The organism is Pseudoxanthomonas winnipegensis (assembly GCF_030322905.1).
Taxonomy (GTDB): Bacteria; Pseudomonadota; Gammaproteobacteria; order Xanthomonadales; family Xanthomonadaceae; genus Pseudoxanthomonas_A; species Pseudoxanthomonas_A winnipegensis.
On record NZ_CP095475.1, the window covers coordinates 2,317,045 to 2,341,888 of the forward strand.

Below are 24,844 nucleotides of genomic sequence, written 5' to 3' on the forward strand. Positions count from 1 at the left end.
CTGGCAAGGCCGCATTCGGCACGCCCGCTAGGTCGCCGCCAGCATCTTGACCAGGTTGGGCACGCCACAGCCCTGCATGTAGCGATCGCGGCCGATGTCGGTGCAGTGCGCCATCAGCAGCGCCTTGATCCGGTCGGGCGCGCCGATGAACTCGCGCCGCACCGACAGGAAGCCGGCCACCAGCCCGGACACGTGCGGGGCGGCCATGCTGGTGCCGCTCATTTCCAGCATCCAGGTGGACGGCTCGCGCAGGCGGTAATCGTAGTGAGCCGAGATGATCTTCTCGCCCGGGGCCACCACGTCCGGCTTGCAGCGCCCATCGGCCGTCGGCCCCTTGGAGGAGAAGTAGGACACGCCGTAGCTGTGCGAGTTGGTCTTGTGCACCGATCCCACCGCGATGGCCTCCTGCAGATTGGCCGGATCGCCGATGGTCATGTCCATGTTGGCCGCCAGCGGCACGCCGTCCTGCTGGACCAGCCAGGCCAGGCCCTCGTTGCCGGCCGCCAGCACCACCACCACGCCCTGCCGCCACAGCCGGCGCAGCTCGTTGCACAGCGGCGTGAATCCGCAGCCATAGCTTTCGGCGTCGAACCAGCCGCCCAGGCTCAGGTTGACGCCATGGATCACCAGCTGCCCGGCCTCGTCGTTGATCCTGGCGACCTGCTGGATCGCCTTGATGATCCACGAGTCGCGCCCGCGGCCTTCATCGTCGAGCACCTTGAAGCCGTACAGCTGGGCCTGCGGCGCGATCGCGGTGAACGCGACCTTCGCCCCACCATCCTGCCCCGGATACGGCGCGCTGCACTGCCCGGCGATGATGCCCGCCACGTGCGTGCCATGCCCGCTGCGGTCCATGTGGGTGAAGGCGCGCCCATCGGCGCGTCGCAGCAGCTTCGGCGCGCCACGCACGGTGCAGTCCCACTGCGCCGGCACCAGGTCGCGCTTGCCGGCCTGGTAGAAGTGCGGATGGCCGGCGGCGATGCCGGTGTCCAGCACCGCCCAGCCGATGCCCTGCCCCAGCGCGTGATAGGCGCTCTGCGCGGCGTCGGCCTGGATCACGCTGCGCGAGCGGTCCAGCAGGGCGCGCTTGCCCGCGTCTCGCCACAGCCGCTTGAAGCTCAGCGCCTTGAAGTCGTTGCGCAGCGATTCGATCTCGAAGCGTGTCAGCTGCGCCGACACGAAGCGGTCCAGCGTGTCCTCCAGCACGATCGCCTCATCCAGCGCCGGCCCCGACAGCCCGGTCTGCGGGCCGGCCAGTGCACGGATCCGCGCCACCAGGTCCGTCTTGACCTCGGCCGGGCGCAGGCCGGAGGGCAGTTGGTCCAGCTCGATCAACACCTCGTGCCGCGTCGCCCCGCCCATCGCCTCCATCCGGTCGGACAGGTCCTTGAGCACCACCGTGCTGGTCACCGGCTGATCGAAGCCGGCCCCGACCACGTCGCGGACCCGGCTGCGCACCTGCGCGATGGACAGATAGCCCGAGCCCGAATGCGGATTGCGCGGCCCGTCCGGGTTGATGCCCGGCGCGGCGTAGTTGCTGAAGCGGCCGTCGGCGCCGGCGATGTCGTCGGACAGGTCGGCATCCAGCGCGACCGGATCGCGGCGGTCGGCGACGTTGAACCACGCGCGCACGCACGGCGGGAACGGCAGCTTCTTCTGCTTGATGTCCTGCTTGAGCATGCTGCGCACCGCCGGCAGCCCCAGCGGCGAGCCGATCGTCAGTAGCAGCGCGACATCGCACTGGCTGGCCTTGAGCTTGCGCAGCACCTCGTAGGCGATCATCGAGCCCTGGCTGTGGGCCACCACCACGAACGGCCCGCCGCCGGACATCAACCGCTCGCGCAGGCTGTCTTCCATCGCCGCGCGCCGTGCCGGGACGAAGAAGAAATCGTGCACATCCTGCAGCAGCGCGGCCGAGACCAGCCGCAGCAGGATCTCGTTCAGACCCGACCACAGGCCGCGCGCGCCAGGGCCGCCGGCCGCCTCGAGCGCCGCGCCGTCCTGGACCTGGTCCAGCACCGCTTCCAGCTGGGCGCGCTGCTGCGGGGTCTGCGCCAGCGCATCGACCAGCGCATGCAGGTCGCCCCCGGCCGGCGGCAGGCCGAAGGCGGACAGCACGCGCTGCTCGGCTTGGCTGATGGTCGGGCCCTCGTCGCGATCGCTGCAGGTGCCGGCCTCGGGCACCGGATAGCGCTTGCGGTCCACCCAATAGGCCATGCGCGTGCGCTCGCCCATGGCCCGGCCGAACAGCGCCTGGTCCCACTGGCAGCGCAGCACCTCGGCCGGCGGCTTGTTGCCGATGCCGTGGATGTAGACCACGGTCATCGCCTTGCCCTGGGCGCCGGCCATGTAGCCGCTGCGCGCCAGCGGGGTCTCCGGCGGGGCGGCCGCGGCTTTGGTGGCGGCGCCGGTCTTGCGCCGGGCTGTGGACGTGGACGGGGCGGCCTTGCGGGCCGGGGGCTTGCGGGCCATGCGCGTCTCCTGCCGGGGGATGTCCGTGCCAACGCCGGCGCTGGGCCGGTGCGGTCAGGCCACTGCAGGCTAACCGGGCCGCGTCGCACGCCTTGTGACCGGTGTCCTGCGCCCCTACACTGATTGCATCGGAACGATCTTCCGACCCAGTTCGAACCGGGGGTGCACTGGCTTCGACGGGGGTTGCGAAATTGTCTGGTGCATGCCGAGGGGGCAGCTTTCCTCGTAAATCCAGCGGCAAAATCATAGTTGCCAACGACGACAACTACGCTCTCGCCGCTTAAGGCGTAAGCCCCGAACCCACTTGTGCCCGTGCTCGTGGATGTAGGGTCATTATCACGGAACCGGCGTTGACGGCTGCCTGTCAGTCATCGCTTAACCAAAACAGGCTGGTCCTGGGGTGCGCTTCGCACGCCGTGCTGCTCCGGGACGAGATCCAACGGTGAGCTAAGCATGTAGTACCGGGCATGGAGTGCCTTCGGACGGGGGTTCAATTCCCCCCACCTCCACCAAACACTTGAATGGATTCAACGAGTCGGGCCGCCTGCGAGGGCGGCCTTCTTCGTTTCCGGGCCATCACATTGAAACGCCGACCGATCGACGGGTGCTCGCCGTGGGGCAGACCTACATCGTGACCGCGGGCCCGCATCTGCAGGCCGCGCCGCATGGCCGCCGCCTGGTCCTCATTCTGGCGTCGCAAGGTGCGCCGGCCCTCGTCCCGGGCGGCGACTGGCGTCCGACCGGCTTCCGCGACCGCTGGGAAGCGACCCGGCCGCTGCCTAACCTGCGCCGTGCGCGCGCAGCTGATCCATCACTTCGTAGCAGGCGCCCATGGTGTGGTAGTCGGTTTTGCCGGCGGGGCTCTTCTCGTCGCTGTATTTGCGGTTGTCCGCATCGAGGATGCGGTACCAGGCGCCGTAGGTGTGGTCGATCATGTGCGCCCACGAGAACTGCCACAGGCGGTCGTACCATTCCCAGTAGGTCGCATCGCCGGTGCGCAGGGCGATCAGGGCGGCGGCGGCCACGCTTTCGGCCTGCACCCAGAAGTACTTGTCGTCGTCGCAGACCTGGGTGGGCTGCTGCGCGATGTCGCCGCTGTCGGCGGGCAGCGGCGTCACCAGCGGTGCGAAGCCGTAGTACAGCCCGCCGCGCTTCTCGTCCCAGCTGCGCCCCACGGCGGTGTCGAACAGGTGACGCGCGGTCGGCACCAGCCAGTCGATGCCGCCGTCCAGCTCGCGGTCCAAAATCAGCAGCAGCTTAGCCCATTCGGTCTGGTGGCCGGGCTGGAAGCCCCAGGGGCGGAACAGGTGCTTGGGATTGTCCTTGTTGTACTCCCAGTCCACGTTCCAGTCGGTGTCGTAGTGCTCCCACACCAGGCCGCCGGCCTTGGCCGCCTGACGGCGCGTCATGTGGTCGGCCAGCAGCAGGGCGCGGTCCAGGTAGCGGCGCTCGCCGCTGGCCTGCCAGGCCGCCAGCATGGCCTCGCACATGTGCATGTTGGCGTTCTGGCCGCGGTAGGTGCTGAAGTTCCAGTCGGCGTCGGCCTCGTCACGGTATAGGCCGGGGCCGGCCTCCCAGAAGCGCTGCTCGAGCAGGTTCCAGGTCTCGTCCATCCAGCCGCGCGCCTCTTCCACGCCGGCCTTCAGCCCGCAGGCGTAGGCCAGCAGGACGAAGGCCACGCCGTAGCAGTGGTTGGTGGTGTCCTCCGGCACGCCGTCGCGCAGGGTCCAGACATAGCCGCCGTTGGCCGGGTTGCGGTGCACCTGGCGCAGGTAGCGCAGGCCGTGCAGCATCGCCTCGCGGTATTCGGGACGCTCGAACTCGCGCCAGGCCATGGCGTAGTTGAAGACGAAGCGCGTGCTGCTGACCAGGTGACGATGGCCGGCGTCGTAGACGGTGCCGTCGTCCTTGAAGTACTGGAAGAAGCCACCGGCCGGATCGATCGCGCGCGGGTGGTAGAAGGCCATCGTCTGGGCGATGTGCTCGCGCAGGAAGTCGGTGGAGCGGAAGTTGGGCATCGGGGCAGCGTCCATCGGATTGATCACAGCAGAGACAGGACTTCGGCGCGGGTCGGCATGGCCGCGAACGCGCCCTTGCGCGTGACCGCCAGCGCGCCGGTGGCGGTGCCGAAGCGCACGGCTGCTTCAACACGGGCCGGGTCGGCGCAGAACGCGCTGAAGCCCGCGCCCGCCCCGCCCAGTTCGACCAGCCGGACCAGCAGCCCGCCGACGAAGGCATCGCCCGCAGCGGTGGTGTCGCGCACCTGCACGGCGAAGCCCGACACTTGCCCCTGCGCCTGGCGCGTGGTCCACACCACCTCGCCGGGGCCGTCGGTGATCACCAGCAGCTCGGTACGCCCGGCCAGCAGGCGGGCGATGACGCCGGCCTCGGCCTGCGCATCGTGGCCGGCGAGGAACTGCAGCTCCTCGCGCGAGAGTTTGACGACCTGGGCCAGCGCCAGGCCTTGCCACAGCGTGGGCGTCGGATCGACGCCCTCCGGCCAAAGCGCCGGGCGCAGGTTGAGGTCGAAGCTCACCACCGCGCCGGCCTGGCCGGCGCGCTGCGCGCCGGCGAAGGTGGCCTGCGCGCAATCCTCATCGGTCAGGCTGTTGGAGCAGAAATGGAAGACATCGGCGCGCGCCAGACAGTCGGCGTCGAAATGCTCGGCCCGGAACAGCAGGTCGGCCGCAGGCGGGCGATAGAAGCTGAAGCTGCGCTCGCCCGCCTCGTCCAGGGCCACGAACGCCAGCGCGGTCTTGGCCTGCGCGGTGCGCACCGTGTGGCCCACGCCAACGCCGAAGTTGGCCAGCGCCTCATGCAGGAAGTCGCCGAACATGTCCTGCCCCAGCATCCCCACGAACTGGCTGTCCGCGCCCAGGCGCGCGGCGGCCACCGCGACATTGGCCGGCGCGCCGCCGGCGTATTGCTCGAAGGCGCGGGCCTGGCCTTCGACCGGCGGCTGGGCCAGCAGGTCGATCAGCACTTCGCCGAAGCAGACTAGAGAGGCCGGGCGGCCGGGCGCAGCGTCATGCGGCATGCTGGGAATTCGCAGAAGGGAGCGGGAAGAGACGGGCTTGCAGTGCGGCCATGCGCGCGGGAGCCAGCGCTGGCGCACACGGCGCGGCAGGGGCGCGCGGGAGGTGGGACTGAATCGCCATTTGGCCGTGTTCAACCGATTTAGATCGATTGAAATTTCGCATACCGCGCATTGGATTGCATCCCGCAGCGCAGCACCAAGGCGCGCGAAAGCCGGTCGGAGCCGCCAGCCTAGGTGACGCGCAAGGCGCGCGCCACCCGCCCGACACGACTCAGCCTGCCGCTTCGGCCGCGCCCTCGCCCGCCTCGCGCCGCTCGGCGCGGCGCGCCAGCCCGTAGAGCGCCAGGCCCGCCGCCGCGGTGGCTGCGCCGACGTAGCCTGTGACCGTCCAGCCCAGCCCCGCGCTGATCGCCAGGCCGCCGAGCCACGGCCCCAGCGCGTTGGCCACGTTGAAGGCGGCGTGGTTGGACGCGGCCGCCAGGGTCTGCGCGCTGGAAGCCACGTCCATCAGCCGGGTCTGCAGTACCGGCGCCAGGCTGACCATGGTGCCGACCGCGATCACCGCCGGCAGCAGCGTCCACACCGAATGGGCGCTGGCGGGGAACGCCAGCAGCACCAGCGTCGACCAGGTCAGCACCACCGGCGTGGCGCGGAACTGCAGTCGGTCGAACAGCCAGCCGCCGCCCACGTTGCCCAGGATGCCGCCGACGCCGAAGGCCACCATCGCCGCCGGCACCCAGCGCTCGTCCAGGTGGGTGACCTCGAGCAGCGTCGGCGCCAGGTAGGAGAACACGCAGAACATGCCGGCGAAGCCGATCGCGCCGATGGCCAGCGCGTACCAGACCTGGGGGCGGTGGAAGTCGCGCAGTTCGCGCAGCGGATCCTGGCGCGGCTCGTTCGGGTTCGGCTTGAGGAAGGCGGCCACCAGCGCCACGGTCAGCAGCGCGAGCGCGCCGACCAGCCCGTAGGCATAGCGCCAGCTCAGCACCTGGCCCAGCCAGGTCGCCAGCGGATTGCCGATCAGCATCGCCACCGTCAGGCCGAGCATCACCCGGCTGACCGCGGCGGCGCGGCGGTCGGGCGGGCTCATCGAGGCGGCCACCAGCGCGGCCACGCCGAAGTAGGCGCCGTGCGGCAGCCCGGCGATGAAGCGGAACACCAGCCCCACGCCGTAGTTCGGCGCCAGCGCGCTGGCCAGGTTGCCCAGCGCATAGAACCCCATCAGGAGCAGCAGCAGCGTGCGTCGCGGCAGGCGCGCGCCCAGGATCGCCAGCACCGGCGCGCCCACGACCACGCCCAGCGCGTAGGCGCTGATCAGATGGCCGACCTGTGGCTCGCTGATCGACAGCCCGCGGGCGATATGGGGCATCAGCCCCATCGAGGCGAACTCGCCCACGCCGATCGCGAAACCGCCCATCGACAGGGCGAAGAGGATCAGCACATAGACGCGGCGGGAAACGGGCGCAGCCGGCGCGGTGCCGGGCGTGGGCGCAGGGGCCATGGGGGATGCCTGGCGGATGCGGAAGGCCGTGCATTATGACGCGCCGCAACATCGACCTGATCACACGCAGCTTTCCATGACGCGCGAGGTCGCGAGAGACCATCGCGGGCGCGCTGTCACAAAAGCAACGGGCCGCGATGCGGCCCGTCGTGTCGTGCGACGTGTGGAACTTGCGGTCGGTCAGCCGCCCTGCTCGACCGGCAGCACGCGGATCTCGACGCGGCGGTTCTGCGCGCGGCCGGCCTCGGTGTCGTTGCTAGCGATGGGATAGCGCTTGCCCATGCCGATCACCTCGAAGCGCTGACGCATCAGGCCCTGGCCGATCAGGTAGTCGGCGACCGAATTGGCGCGCGCCTCGGACAGGGTCTGGTTGACCGCATCGCTGCCCACGCTGTCGGTGTGGCCGCTGACTTCCACGATGGTCTGGTTGAACTCCTTCAGCGTGGCGGCCACGTTGTTGAGCGCCGGATAGAACTGCGGCTTGAGCGCGGACTTGCCGAAGTCGAAGGTCACCCCGTCCGGCAGGTTGAGCTTGATGACATCGCCGTCGCGGCTGACGTCGATGCCGGTGCCGGCGGTCTGGCGACGCAGCTGCGCCTCCTGGCGATCCTGGTAGACGCCGATCGCGCCGCCGGTGAGGCCGCCGACGCCGGCGCCGATCAGCGCATGCTGACGACGCGAGGTCGCATCGTGGCCGCTGAGCAGGCCGACCGCCGCGCCGATGCCGGCGCCGATCAGCGCGTTGTTGCGGGTGCGGTTGGGATCGTTCGGGTCGCTGGTCTGGCCGGTGTAGGTGGCGCAGCCGGCCAGCATGGTCGCGGAGAGGACGCCGCACAGCAGGGTGCGCGAGAGCAACTTGGAGGTGTTCATGGTGAGAGAACCTTTCCGGGGGTGGATCCGGGTGTGTTGCGGTGTGCGCACGCTAACGCCCGCTGCGACAAATGCCGATGAATCGCGCAGTGCCGAGCCTGGAGAGGTTCAGCGGCGCGAAATTCCTGTCAGGTTCAACGCGTCGCCGCATACGCGGCCAGCGCGGCCTCGCGCCCTTCGGACAGATCCACCAGGGGCCGGCGCGGATACTCGGGCGCCAGGCGCTCGAGCAGGTCGGGCGACTCCCATGGCGCGAAGCGCGCCTGCACCGGCAGCGCTTCGAGTTCGGGCACCCAGCGGGTGATGTAGTGCGCCTTCGGATCGAACTTCTGCGCCTGGGTTACCGGATTGAAGATGCGGAAGTACGGCGAGGCGTCGGCGCCGGTGCCGGCCACCCATTGCCAGCCCAGCGTGTTGTTGGCCAGGTCCGCATCGACCAGCGTGTCCCAGAACCAGCGCGCCCCTTCCAGCCAGTGCACGCGCAGGTGCTTGGTCAGATAGCTGGCCACGAGCAGGCGCACGCGGTTGTGCATTACGCCGGTGTGCCACAGCTGGCGCATGCCCGCATCGACGATGGGCACGCCGGTGCGACCGCGCTGCCACGCCTGCATCCGGCTGGCATCGGCCCTGGCCCACTGGAAGCCGTCGAAGCGCGGGTTGAGGTTGTCCTCGATCGTGTGCGGGAAGTGGTGCATCAGGTGATAGGCGAACTCGCGCCACACCAGCTGGCGGATGAAGCCGTCGATGTCGCGCTCCAGCCTGGCGCTGCGCACCTGCTCCAGCCGCGCGATCACCCGCCAGGGTGCGATCTCGCCGAAGTGCAGATGCGGCGACAGCTGCGAGGTGCCGGTCCGGTCCGGCAGGTCGCGCTGGTCCAGATAGCCCGACAGCGCACCGTCGACGAAGACCTCCAGCGCCTCGTGCGCGCCGGCTTCGCCGGGCTGGTGCTGCGCCCAGAAGCCCGCGTCCCAGCCCAGCCGCGGCTTGAGGCCGAGCGCGTCGATGCCTTCGCTGCCGATGCGCGCGGGCACCGACGGCAGCGTGCGCGGCGCGTCCTGCAGCGCACGCTGCGGCAGCGCGGCCAGCACGCTGCGGTAGTAAGGCGTGAACACCTTGTACGGCCCGCCGCTCTTGGTGGCCACGTCCCAGGGCTCGGCCAGCAGCGCGGCGTTGCAGCTGCGCGCATCGAAGCCCTGGTCCTTCAGCGCCTGCTTGATCGTGGCATCGCGCGCCTGGGTGGTCGGCTCGTACTTGCGGTTCCAGAACAGCGCCTGTGCCCTGCTCTGCGCGATCAGCGCCTCCAGCACGCGGCTGCTGTCGCCCTGGCGCACGACCAGGCGCGAGCCGCGTGCGTGCAGATCGGCGCTCAGCGCCTCGAGCGAGCGGTGGCGCCAGGCATTGGACGCCGCGCCGGGCGCCCAGCGGCCTTCCTCGTGCGGGGCGTGGATGTAGACCGGGACCGGATCGAAGCCGGCCTCCAGCGCCATGTGCAGGGCCGGATTGTCGGCCAGGCGCAGATCGTTGCGGAACCAGACCAGTGCGGCGGGCATGCGGGCCTTGGGGCGGAAGGAGACGGCCGCGATGGTGCACGCCCGGCCGGCGCGGGGCGGTGAAGCCGCGCGTCGACGGGCTTATTCGAAGCTGCCCACCGAATCGTGCGCCAGATTGTCGAAGCGGGTGTATTCGCCGAAGAACTTCAGCTTGCACGAACCGGTCGGGCCGCCGCGGTGCTTGCCGATGATGATCTCGGCCAGGCCCTTGTCCGGCGAGTTTTCCTTGTTGTAGTAGTCGTCGCGGTAGATGAACACGATCATGTCCGCGTCCTGCTCGATGGCGCCGGATTCGCGCAGGTCGGCCATCACCGGGCGCTTGTCGGTGCGCGTTTCCAGCGAGCGGTTGAGCTGGGACAGGGCGATCACCGGCACGTTGAGTTCCTTGGCCAGGCCCTTGAGCGAGCGGCTGATCTCGGAGATCTCGGTGGCGCGGTTCTCGCTGTTGCCCGGCACGCTCATCAGCTGCAGGTAGTCGATCACGATCAGGCCCAGCTCGTGCTCGCGCTTGAGGCGGCGGCACTTGGAGCGCAGCACCTCGGGCGACAGGCCCGGGGTGTCGTCGATGAAGATCTTGGTCTCCTTGAGCATGCGGATGGCCGCGGTGACGCGGCTCCAGTCCTCGTCCTCCAGCTGGCCGTTGCGCAGGCGCTGGGCGTTGATGCGCCCGTTGGAGGAGATCAGGCGCAGCGCCAGCTGCGCCGAGGACATTTCCATCGAGAACACGGCCACGGCCTTCTTCGACTTGATCGCCGCGTACTCGGCGATGTTCAGCGCGAAGGTGGTCTTGCCCATGGCCGGACGCGCGGCCAGGATGATCAGGTCGGTCGGCTGCAGGCCGGCGGTCATGCCGTCGAACTCGGTATAGCCGGTGGGCAGGCCGGTGATGGTGCCGCCGTTGTTGTAGCGGTCCTGCAGCACCGAGAACGCGTCCTTCAACGCGTTGGGCATGGCCACGAAGTCGCTGCGCCCGCGCGCGCCGGCCTCGGCGATGGCGAACACCTTCTGCTCGGCCGCGGCCAGCAGCTCGGCGCTCTCGCGGCCTTCGGGCTGGAAGCCGTTGTTGACGATCTCGGTGCCCACGTCGATCAGCTGACGCATCACCGCCTTGTCGCGCACGATCTCGGCGTAGGCGGTGATGTTGGCGGCCGAGGGCGTGGAGCTGGCCAGTTCGATCAGGTAGGCGCCGCCGGCGATCAGATCCGACTGGCCCTGCCCTTCGAACCACTCGCCCAGGGTCACCGCGTCGAACGGACGGCTGCGCTCGGCCAGCTCGCTGATGGCGCGGTAGATCAGCTGGTGGTCGCGGCGGTAGAAGTCGTTCGGGGTGAGCTTGTCGTTGACCCGGTCGTAGGCATCGGGCACCAGCATCAGTCCGCCCAGGACGGCCTGCTCGGCCTCGATCGAGTGCGGGGGCATGCGCAGCTGTTCGATGCGCGTGTCGGTGGGATCGTTGCGGAATTCGCGATCGCGACGGGGTGCAGCCATGGGTGTGAGGTCTCGAAGGGCGAACGCGCCGACGCGCGCGCCCATGTTAGTCAGCCGGCCGCTCGACCGGTATGCATAAGCCTGTGGACAAGTAGTGGAGAAGATGTGCGCTGCGCGTCTCAGCGGCTGCGAGCACGCGATGCGGATCGAAGTGGCTTTCTCTCGAATCCGCGCTTGTCGGCGTCCTGAGTTCGGGTGGGCAGCGTTGAGATTCAAGGCTTCGATTCGACAGAAGTCACGATCCATCGGCGGCCGGGCCTCGGCCCCGCCTGAAATGCTGCAGATGCTGACGGCATCATTGCTTGTCTGGCCCCATGACCGTGGGAGCCGCCATGGCGGCGACGGGGCTTTCCGGCAAAGCTTCATCGCGGCGCAGGCGTTGCCGGTAGAGCCGCATCGCCGCCATGGCGGCCGCCTGTAGAGCGGAGCTTGCTCCGCTGGGGCTTCCTCATGATCCGGCCGAAAAGCAGCGGAGCAAGCTCCGCTCTACAGGCAGGCCGCTGAGATTTGTGGAGACAGTCGCTCCCACCGAAGCCACAGCACCCAAGAGCCACTGGTGCAAGCGGTGTGGTCGATCTTTCCCGAACCAGGATTGCGTTGGTCGTGGGGGGCCGGACCGCTGCCCTTCCGATGCCCAAAGCACGCCCGTCGCGATCAACCAACCTTGCGAAGAAGACCCCCAACGAAAACGGGCGCCTCGCGGCGCCCGTCGTATCGAACCGCTTGCCTGAAGGATCAGGCTTCGGCTTCGACCACCACCTTGACGGTGGTTTCCACGTCGGCGTGCAGCTTCAGCAGCACGTCGTACTCGCCGATGTTGCGCAGCGGGCCTTCGCCCATGACCACTTCGCTCTTCTCCAGCGGCAGGCCGGCGGCAGTGAAGGCCTCGGCGATGTCGCGCGGGCCGACCGAGCCGAACAGCTTGCCTTCGGTCGAGGCGTTGGCCTTGACGGTGACGCTGGCGCCTTCGAACTTGCCGGCGCGGCCGGAGGCCTCGTCGTGGATGGCCTTGGCCTTGGCTTCGTACTCGGCGCGCTTGGCCTCGAACTCGGCCACGTTGGCGGCGGTCGCCGGCACGGCCTTGCCCTGCGGCACCAGGTAGTTGCGGCCGTAGCCCGGCTTGACGCTGACCTTGTCGCCCAGGACGCCCAGGTTGGTCACTTTCTGCAGGAGGATCAGATCCATTTCTTTGCTCCGTTATTCGTTAGCGGCGCAGGAGCGCCGCAACGGTTGCTGTCCGAATAGGACGGGTGTCGTTGAAGCAGGAGTGCGTGGAGAGGAGTGAGGAGCGAGCGACAGCCGAGGCCTTGCTCACTACGCACTCCCTGCGGCGCTAGCCGCCACTCACTTCCGCACTCAGACGTCGTGGTTGTCGGTGTACGGGATCAGGGCCAGGAAACGGGCGCGCTTGACGGCCGTCTGCAGCTGGCGCTGGTAGCGCGCCTTGGTGCCGGTGACGCGGCTGGGGACGATCTTGCCGGTCTCGGTCAGGTACTGGCGGAGGGTGTTGAGATCCTTGTAGTCGATCTCCTTGACACCTTCGGCCGTGAACTTGCAGAACTTGCGGCGACGGAAGAACTTGGACATGGTCAGGGTTCCTTAGGCGGCTTCGGCGGAGTCGGAATCGTCGTCGGACTTGGCGTTGTCGCCTTCGTCGTCGCGACGGCGGCGCTCGCCGCGCTCGGGCTTGTCGCCCTTCTCGTCCTTGCTCTTCATGATGATCGACATTTCGGTGTCGGCCACGTCGCCGTCGCGCTTCATGATCAGGTGACGCAGGATGGCGTCATTGAAGCGGAAGGTCTCGGTCAGCTCGGCCAGGGTGGCCTGGTCGACTTCGACGTTCATCAGCACGTAGTGGGCCTTGACCAGGTTCTGGATCGGATAGGCCAGCTGACGGCGGCCCCAGTCTTCCAGACGCACGATCTTGCCGTTGCCGTTCTCGATGATGCCCTTGTAGCGCTCGACCATGGCCGGCACCTGCTCGCTCTGGTCCGGGTGGACCAGGAACACGATTTCGTAAAAACGCATTGTCGTTCCCTTTCGGATGATGGCCGAAGGCGCGATGCCGCCGGCCGGACAGCCCCCCGCCGATGCGGTGGAGCAAGAGCCCCGACGGCCTGGCGGCCGGCAGGGAGCAGGAAATTATGTCAGGTCAAGGGGTTGCGTGCAATCGCGCGGGGATGGGGCGCGATTCGGGCGGCTGCCGACCCGGCAGCCGGAGCCGGCATCAGGGCTGCGCAGGCAGCGTCAGCGACGCGCTTGCCCCCGCCCCGCCTGGCCCTGCGCCTTAGGCCGCGTTGGCGTCGGTGGTGAAGCTCTCGCCGCAGCCGCATTCGGCCGTCGCATTGGGGTTGGCGAACAGGAACTCCTCGCCCAGCCCGCGCTTGCCGAAGTCGATCCGGGTGCCGTCCACCAGCGGCAGGCTGTCGGCATCGACATAGATACGCACGCCGTCCTGCTCGAACACGGTGTCGTCTTCGCGCTGCTCGCGGGCCAGGTCGGTCACATGGCCCCAGCCCGAGCAGCCGGTGCGGGTCACGCCGAAGCGCAGGCCCAGCGCGCCGGGCGTGGTCTGGACGAAGCGCTGGACGCGCTGGTGGGCGAGCGGCGTGAGAGTGATGGCCATGACGATGCCTGCGATGCTGCGGACCGGAATTATAAGGTGTGGGTGCGCCGGCGGCGGCCCCACGGAGCGAACGGAGCGTGCCCGCCGCGTGCGCCAACCGGTAGACTTGCGCGTTCATTCAGATCGAGCCGAACGGGCCGGGATTCAAGACATGACGGTGGTGAGCGTCGAACATGCGCTGGCGGGCAAGCTCCCGGCCGGCGGCGAGGTGACGGTACGCGGCTGGGTGCGCACGCGGCGCGACTCCAAGGCCGGCCTGTCCTTCGTCAACGTCAGCGACGGTTCGTGCTTCGCCCCCATTCAGGTCGTGGCGCCCAACACCCTGCCCAACTACGAGTCCGAGGTGAAGCACCTGACCGCCGGCTGCGCGGTGATCGCCACCGGCACCCTGGTGGCCTCGCAGGGCCAGGGCCAGCGCTTCGAGATCCAGGCCGAGTCGCTCGAGGTGGTCGGTTGGGTCGAGGATCCGGAGACCTATCCGATCCAGCCCAAGGCGCACTCGCTGGAGTTCCTGCGCGAGGTGGCGCACCTGCGCCCGCGCACCAACCTGTTCGGCGCGGTCACCCGCATCCGCAACTGCCTGGCCCAGGCGGTGCACCGCTTCTTCCACGAGAACGGCTTCAACTGGATCTCCACGCCGATCATCACCACCTCCGACGCCGAGGGCGCCGGGCAGATGTTCCGCGTCTCCACGCTGGACCTGGCCAACCTGCCGCGCAACGCCGCCGGCGAGGTGGACTTCGGCCGCGACTTCTTCGGCAAGGAGACCTTCCTGACCGTGTCGGGCCAGCTCAACGTCGAGGCCTACTGCCTGGCCCTGAGCAAGGTCTACACCTTCGGCCCGACCTTCCGCGCCGAGAACTCCAACACCACCCGGCACCTGGCCGAGTTCTGGATGATCGAGCCGGAGATCGCCTTCGCCGACCTGGCCGAGGACGCGCGCCTGGCCGAGGAGTTCCTCAAGTACCTGTTCAAGGCCGTGCTCGACGAGCGCATGGACGATCTGAGCTTCATCGCCGAGCGCGTGGACAAGACCGCGATCAGCAAGCTGGAAGCGTTCATCAACGCGCCGTTCGAACGCATCGACTACACCGATGCCATCGAGCTGCTGCGCAAGTCCGGCAAGAAGTTCGACTTCCCGGTCGAATGGGGCCTGGACCTGCAGACCGAGCACGAGCGCTGGCTGACCGAGGAACACGTCGGCCGCCCGGTGGTGGTGACCAACTACCCCGAGCACATCAAGGCCTTCTACATGCGCCTGAACGACGACGGCCGGACCGTCGCGGCGATGGACGTGCTGGCGCCCGGCATCGGCGAGATCATCGGCGGCAGCCAGCGCGAGGAGCGCCTGGACGTGCTGGACGCGCGCATGGCGCAGTTCGGCCTGGATCCGTCGCACTACGGCTGGTACCGCGACTTCCGCCGCTACGGCACGGTGCCGCATGCCGGCTTCGGCCTGGGCTTCGAGCGCCTGGTGGTCTACGTCTGCGGCCTGTCCAACATCCGCGACGCGATCCCCTACCCGCGCGCACCGGGCAACGCGGAGTTCTGAGCGCCATGCATGCGCAGCTGGTGGTGCAGGTGGCGACGTTCATCGCCGGGTTCGCGGCCTTCGGCTTCGGCCTGGTCGGCATCGCCCGCAGCCTGCGCATGCAGAAGCTGCTGATGGCCAAGCAGGAACAAGGGCTGGACGTGCGCGCCACCAAGGCCGATCCGCAGGTGCGCGCGGCGATGCAGGGCCTGCGCGCGCCGCTGCTGTGGGCCACGGTGCTGGCCGTGTGCTCGGTGGCGCTGCCCTCGCTGGCCCGCCTGGTGCTGGCGTGATCCTGTTCTTCGCCCTGCTGTTCGTGGCCACGGCGATCGCCGGGTTCTGCGCGTTCGTGATCTTCTGGCCGCTGACCCTGATCCACGTGCGCGACCGCCATCCGCAGGTGGCCGAGGAACTGGGCCCGGGCGCCTTCATGAAACCCGCCGCGCTGGTCTGGCTGCTGCGCGGCACTTACTTGCAGCGCCGGGACGGCGCATTGAACGGCCTGGCCACGCCGGCGCGCATCGCCGCGCTGGTGATCGTGTGCGGCCTGGCCATGGCCGGGCTGCTGTGGCTGGCCTACGAGGTGGTGAAATGAATGAGACGACGCGCGTCCAGTGGTGGCTGGCCACCCTGGGCCAGACCCTGATCTGGGCCCGGCTGCGGATCAAGGAGGCCGGCACCGCCGAGGTGCTGGACAGCGATGGCAATACGCTGGCCTACGACAGTGAGGACAGCGCCCGCGGGGCGCTGTTCGACGCCGAGTTCGTCGCCTACGACGGCCTGGACGAGGAAGACGCGCTGCTGCGCGGCTTCTCGCTGCACGAGGTCGTCCCGCCGCACGCCGACGACGATGCCGCGCTCAAACCGCTGATGGTGCAGCGGCTGGGCGGCGGGCACGCCTGAGCGCGCGTGGCATGTACACCCCGCGCGCCTTCGCGCAGACCGACCTGGCGCGGCTGGATGGGCTTATCGCGCGCGATGCCTTCGTCACCCTGATCACGCAGCACGACGACGGCACGCCCGAGGTCAGCCATCTGCCGGTGCTCTACGCCCGCGACGGCGCGCGCATCGTGCTGGAAGGCCATTGGGCCAAGCCCAACCCGCAGGCACGCCACACGGGCAAGGCCCTGGCCATCGTCCACGGCCCGCATGCCTATGTCTCGCCTTCGGTCTATCCGGACAAGGCGCAGGCCGCGCGGGTGCCGACCTGGAACTACGCCGTCGCCCATCTACACGGCGTGCTCGAACGCATCGACGACACCGACGCCCTGGCCGACCTGGTCGACCGGCTCAGCGCGCATTACGAGGCCAGCGTCGGCCGCGACTGGCGCTTCGAGCACGACGATGCGCGCCTGATCCGGCAACTGGCCGGCATCGTTGGCTTCCGGCTGGTGGTCGAGCGGGCCGAGCTGAAGTTCAAGCTCAGCCAGAACCATCCGCATGCCAATCAGCAGGCGGTGATCGAGGATCTGGCCGCGCGTGACGATCCCGAGGCGCGCGAGGTTGCCGCGCTGATGCGTGGCGATGCGGGCCTGACCGATACCGCAGACTGACGAGGCGGCGCCCATCTGTAGAGCGGAGCTTGCTCCGCTGCCTTTCGGCCGGATCGTCGGCAAGCCCCAGCGGAGCAAGCTCCGCTCTACAAGGAGGTTGCGGCTTGATGTGAGCGCGGTTGCTTCCGCCAGGCAGAACGCGACGCCATAACACGCTGGGCGTCACAGTAACGCCCCGCGATCCGAATCGGAGTATTGCGATGGACCTGAACCTTTCCGGCCGCCATGCGCTGGTCTGCGGCGCCTCGGAGGGCATCGGCCGGGCCGCGGCGATCGAGCTGGCGCTGCTGGGCTGCGATGTCACCGTGCTGGCCAGGCGCCAGGCCATGCTGCAGCAGCTGGTGGCCGAGCTGCCCGTCGTGCGGGAAGGCCAGACGCATGGCTGGCTGTTCGGCGACGACGGCAAGACCGAGATGCTCTCCACCGATGTGGTCGGCCTGGCCGCGCGCAAGCCGGTGCACGTGCTGATCAACAACGGCGGCGGGCCGCCGGGCGGACGCGCCATCGACGCGGACCTGGACGCCTACCTCACCGCCTTCCGCCACCACACCCTGGCCAATCATGTGCGCGTGCAGGCGGTGCTGCCCGGCATGCGCGCCGCCGGCTGGGGCCGCATCGTCAACGTGGTCTCGACCTCGGTGTACGAGCCGATCCCCAACCTGGGCGTGTCCAACACCATCCGCGCCTCGGTGGCCGGCTGGGCCAAGACGCTGTCGCGCGAACTGGGGCCCGACGGCATCACCATCAACAACGTGCTGCCCGGCTTCACCCGCACCGCGCGCATGGACCACATCGTCCAGGACCGGATGCAGGCCAGCGGCCAGAGCGCCGAGCAGATCCTGGACGGCATCGCGCAGGGCGTGCCCGTGCGCCGCCTCGGCGAGGCGGCCGACATCGCCGCGGCCATCGCCTTCCTTGCCAGCCCCGCTGCCGGCTACATCACCGGCGTCAGCCTGGCCGTGGACGGCGGCCGCCTGCAGTCGCTCTAGGCAATATATTACAAGTGTAATCGATGCGGGCCGAATGGGTTGGATATGAGGAAAAATATGTCGGCGTTGGTTGCTTGCCTTGCCGGTGCGGCCACCGCCTGGGTTGCGCAAGCGGGATCGGATCCCACGGCCTCCATCCTGTCCACGTTCCAGGCCTCGGCGACATCGCGCAGCCCGCTCCCCGCCTTGGAACAGCTCAGGAGCATCGAGACCTCGGCCAATCCAGGCGCACAGCGGTTCAAGCGGGAGCTTGAGGCCACACTGCTCGCACAGTCGGGCATGTACGAGGACGCGCTGGTGCAGATCCCTTACCCAGTGTTCAACGCACTCGGAACAGGCCCCTATGACGCGCTTCCAGACGCGCGCTATCGCGCTGTCGATGCAGCGACTGCGATTGCCAAGCTGGCCAAGGGTCGACGCGTGGTGATCATCAACGAGGCACACCATGTTCCACAGACACGCGCCTTGGTGGCCGAGCTGCTCCCCCTCCTGCGAGCAGCGGGATTTACCGACTATGCGGCTGAGGCCCCGGCGGGGGACACCATCGGCGATATTGAGCGGCGCGGTTATGCGGTGCAACGCGACGGGATCTATACGCGCGAGCCGGTCTTTGGACAGCTGCTGCGCAGCGCAGCGGGCTTGGGCTATCGCCTTGACGCCCACGAGTATGTCGGTGAGCAACAGGACCAGCAGGCGCGCGAGACAGGCCAGGCGCAGAACTTGGCAAGGCTTCTCAAGGACCGACCCGATGCCAGGGTCCTGGTCCACGTGGGCTACAGCCATGTCAGAGAGGCCCGCCATGCGGACTACCTGCCGATGGCAGCCGAACTCAAGCGCCTGACCGGCATCGACCCTCTGACGATCGATCAGGTCGAGTTTCAGCACGCCCAGCCGCATACGCGAGAGCGCTCCGGTTATCGAGCACTGCTTGAACGCCTACCTGCTGCGCAGATGACGGCTGCGGTCTTCGTCGATGATCAAGGGAAGCCATGGAGCCTGGAACCTCGTCAATACGACGTCAGCGTCGTCCTGCCCGATCCGCCCGCGAGGAATGGCCGGCCCGGCTGGCTTTGGCAGCCGGTGCTGGAACGGCATCCCGTGGCCCTGGATCCAACCCTCTGCGCCGGTCACTTCCCCTGCGCGGTTGCTGCGCGTCATCGCACCGACACCGATGACGCCGTGCCTGCGGACATGGTGCTGCTTCGGGGTGCCCAGACGGTCACATCTCTCGCCCTACCTGCAGGCCAGTTCGCGCTGGTGGCGATCGATGAGGACGATCAAGTCCTGGGCAGGGTCGATTTTCTGCAAGTAGGCCATTGATGGCCGACCTCCACGGCGCGGCCACACGCCATCTGATCGAATCCGCCCATGCCTGAAGGTCCCGAGATCCGTCGCGCCGCCGATCGCCTGTTCGAGGCGGTCGGCAACCAGCCCCTGGAGCAGGTGTGGTTCTACCCGCCTTCGCTCAAATCCAAGCAGCGCGGGCTGATCGGCGCGCGCATCACCGCCATCGAGACGCATGGCAAGGCGATGCTGACGCGTTTCGACAACGGCACCACGCTGTACACGCACAACCAGCTCTACGGGGTGTGGCGGATCGCCGAGGCCGGCGAGCGGCCGGAGACTACCCGCAGCCTGCGCGTGGCGCTGGAGACGGCCGACAAGGCCATCCTGCTGTACTCGGCCTCGGACATCGCGCTGTGGAAGAACGCGGACCTGGCCCGCCATCCCTTCCTGTCCAAGCTCGGGCCGGACGTGCTGGACAAGCGCCTGACCGCGGCGGCGGTGGAGCAGCGGCTGCAGGAGCCGCGCTTCATGCGCATGTCGCTGGCCGCGCTGCTGCTGGACCAGGGCTTCCTTGCCGGGGTGGGCAACTATTTGCGGTCGGAGGTGTTGTTCGAGGCCGGCATCGCGCCCACGCGCGATGCGGCGGGCTTGAACCCGGACGAGCGCCGGCTGCTGGCCAGGGCGCTGCTGGACGTGCCGCGCCGCAGCTATCGCAGCCGCGGCATCCGCAAGGCCGCAGGCATGCGTGCCGACTACCTGACCGATACGCCCGATGGCTTCGCCTTCAAGGTCTTCGACCGCGCCGGCGAGCCGTGCCTGGACTGCGGCACGCTGATCCGTCGCCGCGAGCTGGCGGGGCGACGGCTGTACGACTGCGCGCATTGCCAGCGGTAGCCTTGTGTTGCTGTGGGTGAGAGAAACTGTCTCCTCACATCTCGCAGTGGCCTACCTATGGAGCGGAGCTTGTGGCAATCCCCTTTTGGGGACTCCGCTGCTCTTTGTTCGGTTCGTGGGTAAGGCCCGAGCGGAGCAAGCTCCGCTCTACAGGTGGCCACCTACTCGCACCAAGCGCTGGGCCAGGGATTCCATACCGTCTTCGCGGGGGCTTCTGCGATAATCGCGGGCATGAGCGATCTCAAAGACTTGCTGCGCAACAACCTGGACTGGGCCGACAGGGTCCGCAAGGACGATCCGGGCTTCTTCGAACGTCTGTCCAAGCAGCAGTCGCCGCGCTATCTGTGGATCGGCTGCTCCGATTCGCGCGTGCCCGCCAACCAGATCCTGGGGCTGGACCCGGGCGAGGTGTTCGTCCATCGCAACGTGGCCAACGTGGTGGTGCACAGCGACCTCAACTGCCTCTCGGCGGTGCAGTTCTCGGTCGATGTGCTCAAGGTCGAGCACATCCTGATCGTCGGCCACTATGGCTGCGGTGGCGTGCATGCAAGCATGACCGGCGCGCGGATGGGCCTGGTGGACAACTGGCTGCGGCATGTGGGCGACGTGGCGGGCAAGCACGCGGCGCGGCTGGAGCGGGTGGAGAACGAGGCCCTGCGCCACGCCCGCCTGTGCGAGCTCAACGTGATCGAACAGGTCGCCAACGTGTGCCATACCACGATCCTGCAGGATGCCTGGGCGCGCGGCCAGCAGGTGGCGGTGCACGGCTGGTGCTACAGCCTGTCCGACGGCCGCGTGCGCGAGCTGGGCATGGACGTGGCCGGGCCCGACGATCTGCAGCCGGCCTACGCGCGCGCCCTGGCGGCGATGCCGACCACCGGCAAGCGCGACGCCTAGCCTGCCCCGCCTCGTTCCCAGGAGTCCGCCATGCTGCCCGCCCCGCTCAACCTGCAGGCCTGGATCGAGGAACACCGCCACCTGCTCAGGCCGCCGGTCGGCAACAAGGTGATTTACGCCGGCGACTTCATCGTGATGGTGGTCGGCGGGCCGAACGCGCGCACCGACTACCACTACGACGAGGGGCCGGAGTGGTTCTACCAGCTCGAGGGGCAGATGGTGCTGCGCATCCAGGAGGATGGCGCGCCGCGCGATATCCCGATCGGCGCCGGCGAGATCTTCCTGCTGCCGCCGCGCGTGCCGCATTCGCCGCAGCGCATGGAACACTCGGTCGGGCTGGTGATCGAGCGCCGTCGCCTGTCGGATGAGCAGGATGGGCTGCTGTGGTTCTGCGAGCGCTGTAACCACAAGCTCTACGAAGAGTATTTCCCGCTGCGCAACATCGAGACCGACTTCCCGCCGGTGTTCGACCGCTTCTACGCCTCGCGCGAGCACCGCACCTGCCAGGCCTGTGGTCACCTCAACCCGGCGCCGACGCGCTATGTGATGCCGGATACGTGAGCAGGAGTGCGTGGTGCGGCGAGAAGTGAGGAGTGAGCGGTAGCGGCTTAGGCCTCGCGCGCTTGCCTTTGCTTTACTCACTCCTTACCTCTTCGCGCTCACGCCTCGCCCCACCATGTCCCCGTTCCTGCGCAGCCTGATCCGCCTCAAGCCCCGCGATATCCCGGTGCGGGTGGCGCTGCGCAACTCCTTCGCCGTGTTCGCCTCGCTGGCCGGCGGGGTGTGGGCCGGCGAGCCGGCGATCGGCCTCGGCATGGCGATCGGCGCGCTGCAGACCATGTTCGCCGACCAGCCCGGCGCCTACGGGCTGCGCATGCGGCGCATGCTGATGACCGCCTCGATCGCCGGCCTGTCGGCGGCGGTCGGCATCCTGGTCGGCCAGCACCTGGCGCTGCTGGCGGTGGCGGTGTTCGCGGTGGGCTTCGCCGGCGGCCTGGTGGTGGCGCTGGGGCCGCTGGCCGCGCGCAACGGCCTGGCCAGCATGATCCTGCTGATGGTCTGCGCCAACATGGGCCTGTCGCCCGCCCAGGCGCCAGGCGTGGCCTTGCTGATCTTCGCCGGCGGTCTGCTGCAGATGGTGATGGCGGTGGCCGCCTGGCCGCTGCAGCGCTACCGGCCCGAGCGCTTCGCCCTGGCGACCATCCTGCAGCAGCTGGCCATCACCGCGCGCACCCGTCCCGACGCCAGCCAGCCCTCGCCGACCCTGCAGGCGGCGCAGGACACGCTGCTGTTGCTGCACGGCCAGCACCACACGCGCGGGGTGGCGCTGCAGTCGTTCCGCATCATGGCCGAGCTGTGCGAGCGCACCCGCATCGACCTGCTGGCACTGGCCGATGTGCATGCGCGCCTGGAGGATGCCAAGGCGCGCGAGCTGCTAGAGACCGTGCTCAAGCAGGCCGCCCTGGTGCTCGACCATCTGGCCGCGGCGCTGCGCGAGGCCGCCTCGCCGCAGCGCGCCGAGGGCGACGTGGCCCGGCTGCAGGCGCTGGTGCCGGCGGTCGAGGCCGCGCGCAAGCAGGCCGCCACGACCCGCGATCAGCGCCTGCTGCGCCTGGCCAGCGGCCGCGCCGCCGGACTGGCCGGACAGCTGCGTGCGCTGGTGCGCAACGGCTACTGGGCCAGCAGCCAGGGCCAGATCAACGCCCAGCAGGTCGAGGCGCGGCTGCCGCCGTCGATGCGGCCCAATTCGCCCTGGGTGACGCTGCGCGCCAACCTGACGCTGTCCTCGGCCGCGTTCCGCCACGCCCTGCGCTGCGCCACCGCGCTGATGGTCGCACTGGTGCTGGAGAAGACGCTGAAGCTGCCGCACGGGACTTGGATCCCGATGACCACCGCGATCGTGCTCAAGCCCGATTTCGGCGGCACGCTGAGCTTCGGCGCTGGGCGCGTGGTCGGCACGCTGGCCGGGCTGGTGGTCGGCACGGCGCTGATCCACTACGCGATGGACGGCACGGTGGTGCGCCTGTTGCTGCTGTGGCTGTTCTGCTTCGGCTTCCGCCTGACCACGCAGATGAACTACGGCCTGGGCGTGGCCCTGCTGACCGGCATGCTGGTGATGCTGCTGTCCTTCGAGGGCTACGCGCCGGGCGAGGCGCTGAGCGCGCGCGTGGTCGCCACGCTGATCGGCAGCGCGCTGGCGATGCTGACCTATGCGCTGTGGCCCACCTGGGAAGGCAAGCGCACCCGCACCGCGCTGGCGACGCTGCTGGAGGCCGATCAGCGGCATCTGAGCGCGCTGCTGGCCGGGCGCGTGGACGTGCTGGACGACACGCGCGTGGCCGCGCGCGCGGCGCGCACCAATGTGCAGGCCTCCATCGACCGGCTGCGCGCCGAGCCACGCCGCCACGGCAACCGCGACGAGGCACAGCTGGCCGAATCGCTGCTGGCCAACGCCACGCGCCTGATGCGCGCGCCGCTGACGCTGGAAGCCCAGCTGCGCGAGGGCGCCACGCTGCCCGATCTGCCCGAGCTTGGCGCCTTCGCCCAGGCGCTGGACGCAGCCCTGGGCGCCCAGGTGCGCTATCTGCGCCAGACCGGCAAGTTCTCTGAGATCCCCACCCTGCGCCCGGACGAGCGCCGCCTGGCCGAGGCGGTGCCGCACGAGCAGGAGACCGCCTTCGCCCTGCTCGATGCGGCCGACCGCATCGCTGACAGCGTCGATACCGTCACCCACCTGCTGCGCCGCCGCCATGCCCGGTCTTCTGCGGCCCCGGTCGCGGCGGCGGGCGGCGCGCCCGGGTAGACTCCGAGGCTTCGCCGCGCGCTCCGAGGCTGTCGGACGCCGGTGCTTCCTCGATTCGCTCAAGTTCCCAAGCTTCCATGTCCGACGCCCGCACGCACGCCATCGCCCTGGACGCCGCAGATCCGCTGCGTGGCTTCCGCCAGGAATTCCTGATCCCCCGGCACAAGCACACCGAACAGGTGTACTTCTGCGGCAACTCGCTCGGCCTGCAGCCCAAGGGGGCGCGCAAGGCGGTCGAACAGGTGCTGGACAAGTGGGCGCACGAGGCGGTGGAGGGCCACTTCCGCGGCCAGGGCCAGTGGATGACCTACCACGAGCAGGTGCGCGAGCCGCTGGCACGCGTGGTCGGCGCGCTGCCCAGCGAGGTGGTGGCGATGAACACCCTCACCGCCAACCTGCACTTCATGATGGTCAGCTTCTACCGGCCCACGCGCGAGCGCCCGGCGATCCTGATCGAGGCCGGTGCGTTCCCTTCCGACCGGCATGCGGTCGAATCGCAGATCCGCTTCCATGGCTTCGACCCGGCCACCGACCTGATCGAGCTGGAGCCCGACGAGGCCGAGGGCACGATCTCGATGGCGGCGCTGGAGGCGGCCATCGCCACGCACGGCCATCGCCTGGCGCTGGTGCTGTGGCCCGGCATCCAGTACCGCACCGGGCAGGCCTTCGACCTGGCCGAGGTGGCGCGGCTGGCGCATGCGGCTGGCGCGGTGGCCGGCTTCGACCTGGCCCATGCGGTCGGCAACCTGCCGCTGGCGCTGCACGATGCAGATGCGGACTTCGCCGTGTGGTGCCACTACAAGTACCTCAACGCCGGGCCGGGCGCGGTGGCCGGCGCCTTCGTGCATGCGCGCCATGCGCACACCGACCGGCCGCGCTTCGCCGGCTGGTGGGGACACGAGAAGCAGACCCGCTTCCTGATGGCGCCGCAGTTCACGCCGACGCCGGGCGCGGAAGGCTGGCAGCTGAGCAATCCGCCGGTGCTGGCGATGGCCCCGCTGCTGGCCTCGCTGGCGCTGGTCGATCGCGCCGGCGGCATGGCGGCGCTGCGCGAAAAGTCCGAGCAGCTCACCGGCTTCCTGGAGGAGCTGATCGAGGCGCGCGTGCTGGACACGCTGGAGATCATCACCCCGGCCGAGCCCGAGCGCCGCGGCTGCCAGCTCTCGCTGCGCGTGGCCGGCGGGCGCGAGCGCGGCCGCGAACTGTTCGACTATCTGGTCTCGGTGGGCGTGCTGGGCGACTGGCGCGAGCCGGACGTGATCCGCATCTCGCCGGTGCCGCTGTACAACAGCTTCAAGGACGTCTACCGCTTCGTCGAGGAAGTGGAACTGTGGCGCGGCGTATGA

At 69.1% G+C, this 24,844-nt stretch carries 23 protein-coding genes and 1 other RNA gene; 13 read left to right on the top strand and 11 right to left on the bottom strand.

All coding sequences use genetic code 11. The annotated features are described in order from the left end of the window. Positions 1-27: 27 nt before the first annotated feature. Positions 28-2,472, bottom strand: a complete 2,445-nt coding sequence (locus MWN52_RS10310; RefSeq protein ID WP_286574556.1) for a S8 family peptidase — start codon at positions 2,470-2,472, stop codon at positions 28-30. A 158-nt stretch (positions 2,473-2,630) separates the two neighbouring features. On the opposite strand from MWN52_RS10310, the gene ssrA reads away from it, so the two are divergent. After that, positions 2,631-2,984: a transfer-messenger RNA gene (ssrA, locus tag MWN52_RS10315) on the top strand. Between the two features lie 267 nt (positions 2,985-3,251). Here the strand turns inward: ssrA and MWN52_RS10320 are convergent. From MWN52_RS10320 to MWN52_RS10365, 10 genes are all read right to left on the bottom strand, one after another. Further along, positions 3,252-4,505: an AGE family epimerase/isomerase gene (locus MWN52_RS10320; protein WP_425608019.1), complete on the bottom strand. Its 1,254-nt coding sequence runs from the start codon at positions 4,503-4,505 to the stop codon at positions 3,252-3,254. A gap of 8 nt (positions 4,506-4,513) precedes the next feature. Beyond that, complete coding sequence (locus MWN52_RS10325) at positions 4,514-5,509, bottom strand: carbohydrate kinase family protein (RefSeq protein WP_286574557.1); 996 nt, start codon at positions 5,507-5,509, stop codon at positions 4,514-4,516. 271 nt (positions 5,510-5,780) lie between these two features. Further along, the gene (locus tag MWN52_RS10330; RefSeq protein ID WP_286574559.1) at positions 5,781-7,010 is read right to left on the bottom strand and encodes an MFS transporter; all 1,230 of its coding nucleotides are present in this window, start codon (positions 7,008-7,010) and stop codon (positions 5,781-5,783) included. 180 nt (positions 7,011-7,190) lie between these two features. Further along, on the bottom strand, positions 7,191-7,880 hold the full coding sequence (locus MWN52_RS10335) for a YiaD family glycine zipper/OmpA-like lipoprotein (protein WP_131658854.1): 690 nt from the start codon (positions 7,878-7,880) through the stop codon (positions 7,191-7,193). Positions 7,881-8,014: 134 nt separating this feature from the next. Next, positions 8,015-9,430 (bottom strand): cryptochrome/photolyase family protein, encoded by a 1,416-nt coding sequence (locus MWN52_RS10340; RefSeq protein ID WP_286574560.1) that lies wholly within the window; start codon positions 9,428-9,430, stop codon positions 8,015-8,017. Positions 9,431-9,511: 81 nt separating this feature from the next. Then, on the bottom strand, positions 9,512-10,918 hold the full coding sequence (locus MWN52_RS10345) for a replicative DNA helicase (protein ID WP_165394507.1): 1,407 nt from the start codon (positions 10,916-10,918) through the stop codon (positions 9,512-9,514). Positions 10,919-11,653: 735 nt separating this feature from the next. Beyond that, positions 11,654-12,103, bottom strand: coding sequence for a 50S ribosomal protein L9 (gene rplI / locus MWN52_RS10350; protein ID WP_130518196.1), 450 nt, complete (start codon positions 12,101-12,103; stop codon positions 11,654-11,656). Positions 12,104-12,274: 171 nt separating this feature from the next. Then, positions 12,275-12,505 carry a 30S ribosomal protein S18 gene (gene rpsR, locus MWN52_RS10355; RefSeq protein WP_093137332.1) on the bottom strand — a complete coding sequence of 77 codons (231 nt, stop codon included), beginning with the start codon at positions 12,503-12,505 and terminating at the stop codon, positions 12,275-12,277. Positions 12,506-12,517: 12 nt separating this feature from the next. Continuing rightward, the gene (rpsF, locus tag MWN52_RS10360) at positions 12,518-12,946 is read right to left on the bottom strand and encodes a 30S ribosomal protein S6 (RefSeq protein WP_286574564.1); all 429 of its coding nucleotides are present in this window, start codon (positions 12,944-12,946) and stop codon (positions 12,518-12,520) included. A gap of 259 nt (positions 12,947-13,205) precedes the next feature. Further along, complete coding sequence (locus tag MWN52_RS10365; protein WP_130531555.1) at positions 13,206-13,544, bottom strand: HesB/IscA family protein; 339 nt, start codon at positions 13,542-13,544, stop codon at positions 13,206-13,208. Between the two features lie 151 nt (positions 13,545-13,695). Between MWN52_RS10365 and asnS the strand changes: the two genes are divergently transcribed. From asnS to kynU, 12 genes are all read left to right on the top strand, one after another. Further along, complete coding sequence (gene asnS / locus MWN52_RS10370) at positions 13,696-15,096, top strand: asparagine--tRNA ligase (protein WP_286574566.1); 1,401 nt, start codon at positions 13,696-13,698, stop codon at positions 15,094-15,096. A gap of 5 nt (positions 15,097-15,101) precedes the next feature. Continuing rightward, positions 15,102-15,368 (top strand): hypothetical protein, encoded by a 267-nt coding sequence (locus tag MWN52_RS10375; RefSeq protein ID WP_286574568.1) that lies wholly within the window; start codon positions 15,102-15,104, stop codon positions 15,366-15,368. Then, positions 15,365-15,670 carry a hypothetical protein gene (locus MWN52_RS10380; protein WP_286574570.1) on the top strand — a complete coding sequence of 102 codons (306 nt, stop codon included), beginning with the start codon at positions 15,365-15,367 and terminating at the stop codon, positions 15,668-15,670. The genes MWN52_RS10375 and MWN52_RS10380 overlap by 4 nt, the downstream gene beginning before the upstream one ends. After that, positions 15,667-15,978 (top strand): hypothetical protein, encoded by a 312-nt coding sequence (locus MWN52_RS10385; protein WP_130522651.1) that lies wholly within the window; start codon positions 15,667-15,669, stop codon positions 15,976-15,978. Before MWN52_RS10380 ends, MWN52_RS10385 begins: the two co-directional genes overlap by 4 nt. Positions 15,979-15,989: 11 nt before the next feature. Continuing rightward, positions 15,990-16,628, top strand: a complete 639-nt coding sequence (locus MWN52_RS10390; protein ID WP_286574571.1) for an FMN-binding negative transcriptional regulator — start codon at positions 15,990-15,992, stop codon at positions 16,626-16,628. 200 nt (positions 16,629-16,828) lie between these two features. Then, a complete protein-coding gene (locus MWN52_RS10395; protein ID WP_286574573.1) occupies positions 16,829-17,617 on the top strand; it encodes an SDR family oxidoreductase in 789 nt (262 codons plus the stop codon). A 57-nt stretch (positions 17,618-17,674) separates the two neighbouring features. Then, positions 17,675-18,937: a hypothetical protein gene (locus MWN52_RS10400; protein ID WP_286574575.1), complete on the top strand. Its 1,263-nt coding sequence runs from the start codon at positions 17,675-17,677 to the stop codon at positions 18,935-18,937. A gap of 48 nt (positions 18,938-18,985) precedes the next feature. After that, positions 18,986-19,798 carry an endonuclease VIII gene (gene nei, locus MWN52_RS10405; RefSeq protein ID WP_286574577.1) on the top strand — a complete coding sequence of 271 codons (813 nt, stop codon included), beginning with the start codon at positions 18,986-18,988 and terminating at the stop codon, positions 19,796-19,798. A gap of 231 nt (positions 19,799-20,029) precedes the next feature. Next, positions 20,030-20,695 (top strand): carbonate dehydratase, encoded by a 666-nt coding sequence (gene can, locus MWN52_RS10410; RefSeq protein ID WP_130518179.1) that lies wholly within the window; start codon positions 20,030-20,032, stop codon positions 20,693-20,695. Between the two features lie 30 nt (positions 20,696-20,725). Beyond that, positions 20,726-21,256: a 3-hydroxyanthranilate 3,4-dioxygenase gene (locus tag MWN52_RS10415; protein WP_286574578.1), complete on the top strand. Its 531-nt coding sequence runs from the start codon at positions 20,726-20,728 to the stop codon at positions 21,254-21,256. A gap of 115 nt (positions 21,257-21,371) precedes the next feature. Continuing rightward, the gene (locus MWN52_RS10420; protein ID WP_286574579.1) at positions 21,372-23,498 is read left to right on the top strand and encodes an FUSC family protein; all 2,127 of its coding nucleotides are present in this window, start codon (positions 21,372-21,374) and stop codon (positions 23,496-23,498) included. Positions 23,499-23,575: 77 nt separating this feature from the next. Continuing rightward, on the top strand, positions 23,576-24,844 hold the full coding sequence (gene kynU, locus MWN52_RS10425) for a kynureninase (RefSeq protein WP_130522657.1): 1,269 nt from the start codon (positions 23,576-23,578) through the stop codon (positions 24,842-24,844).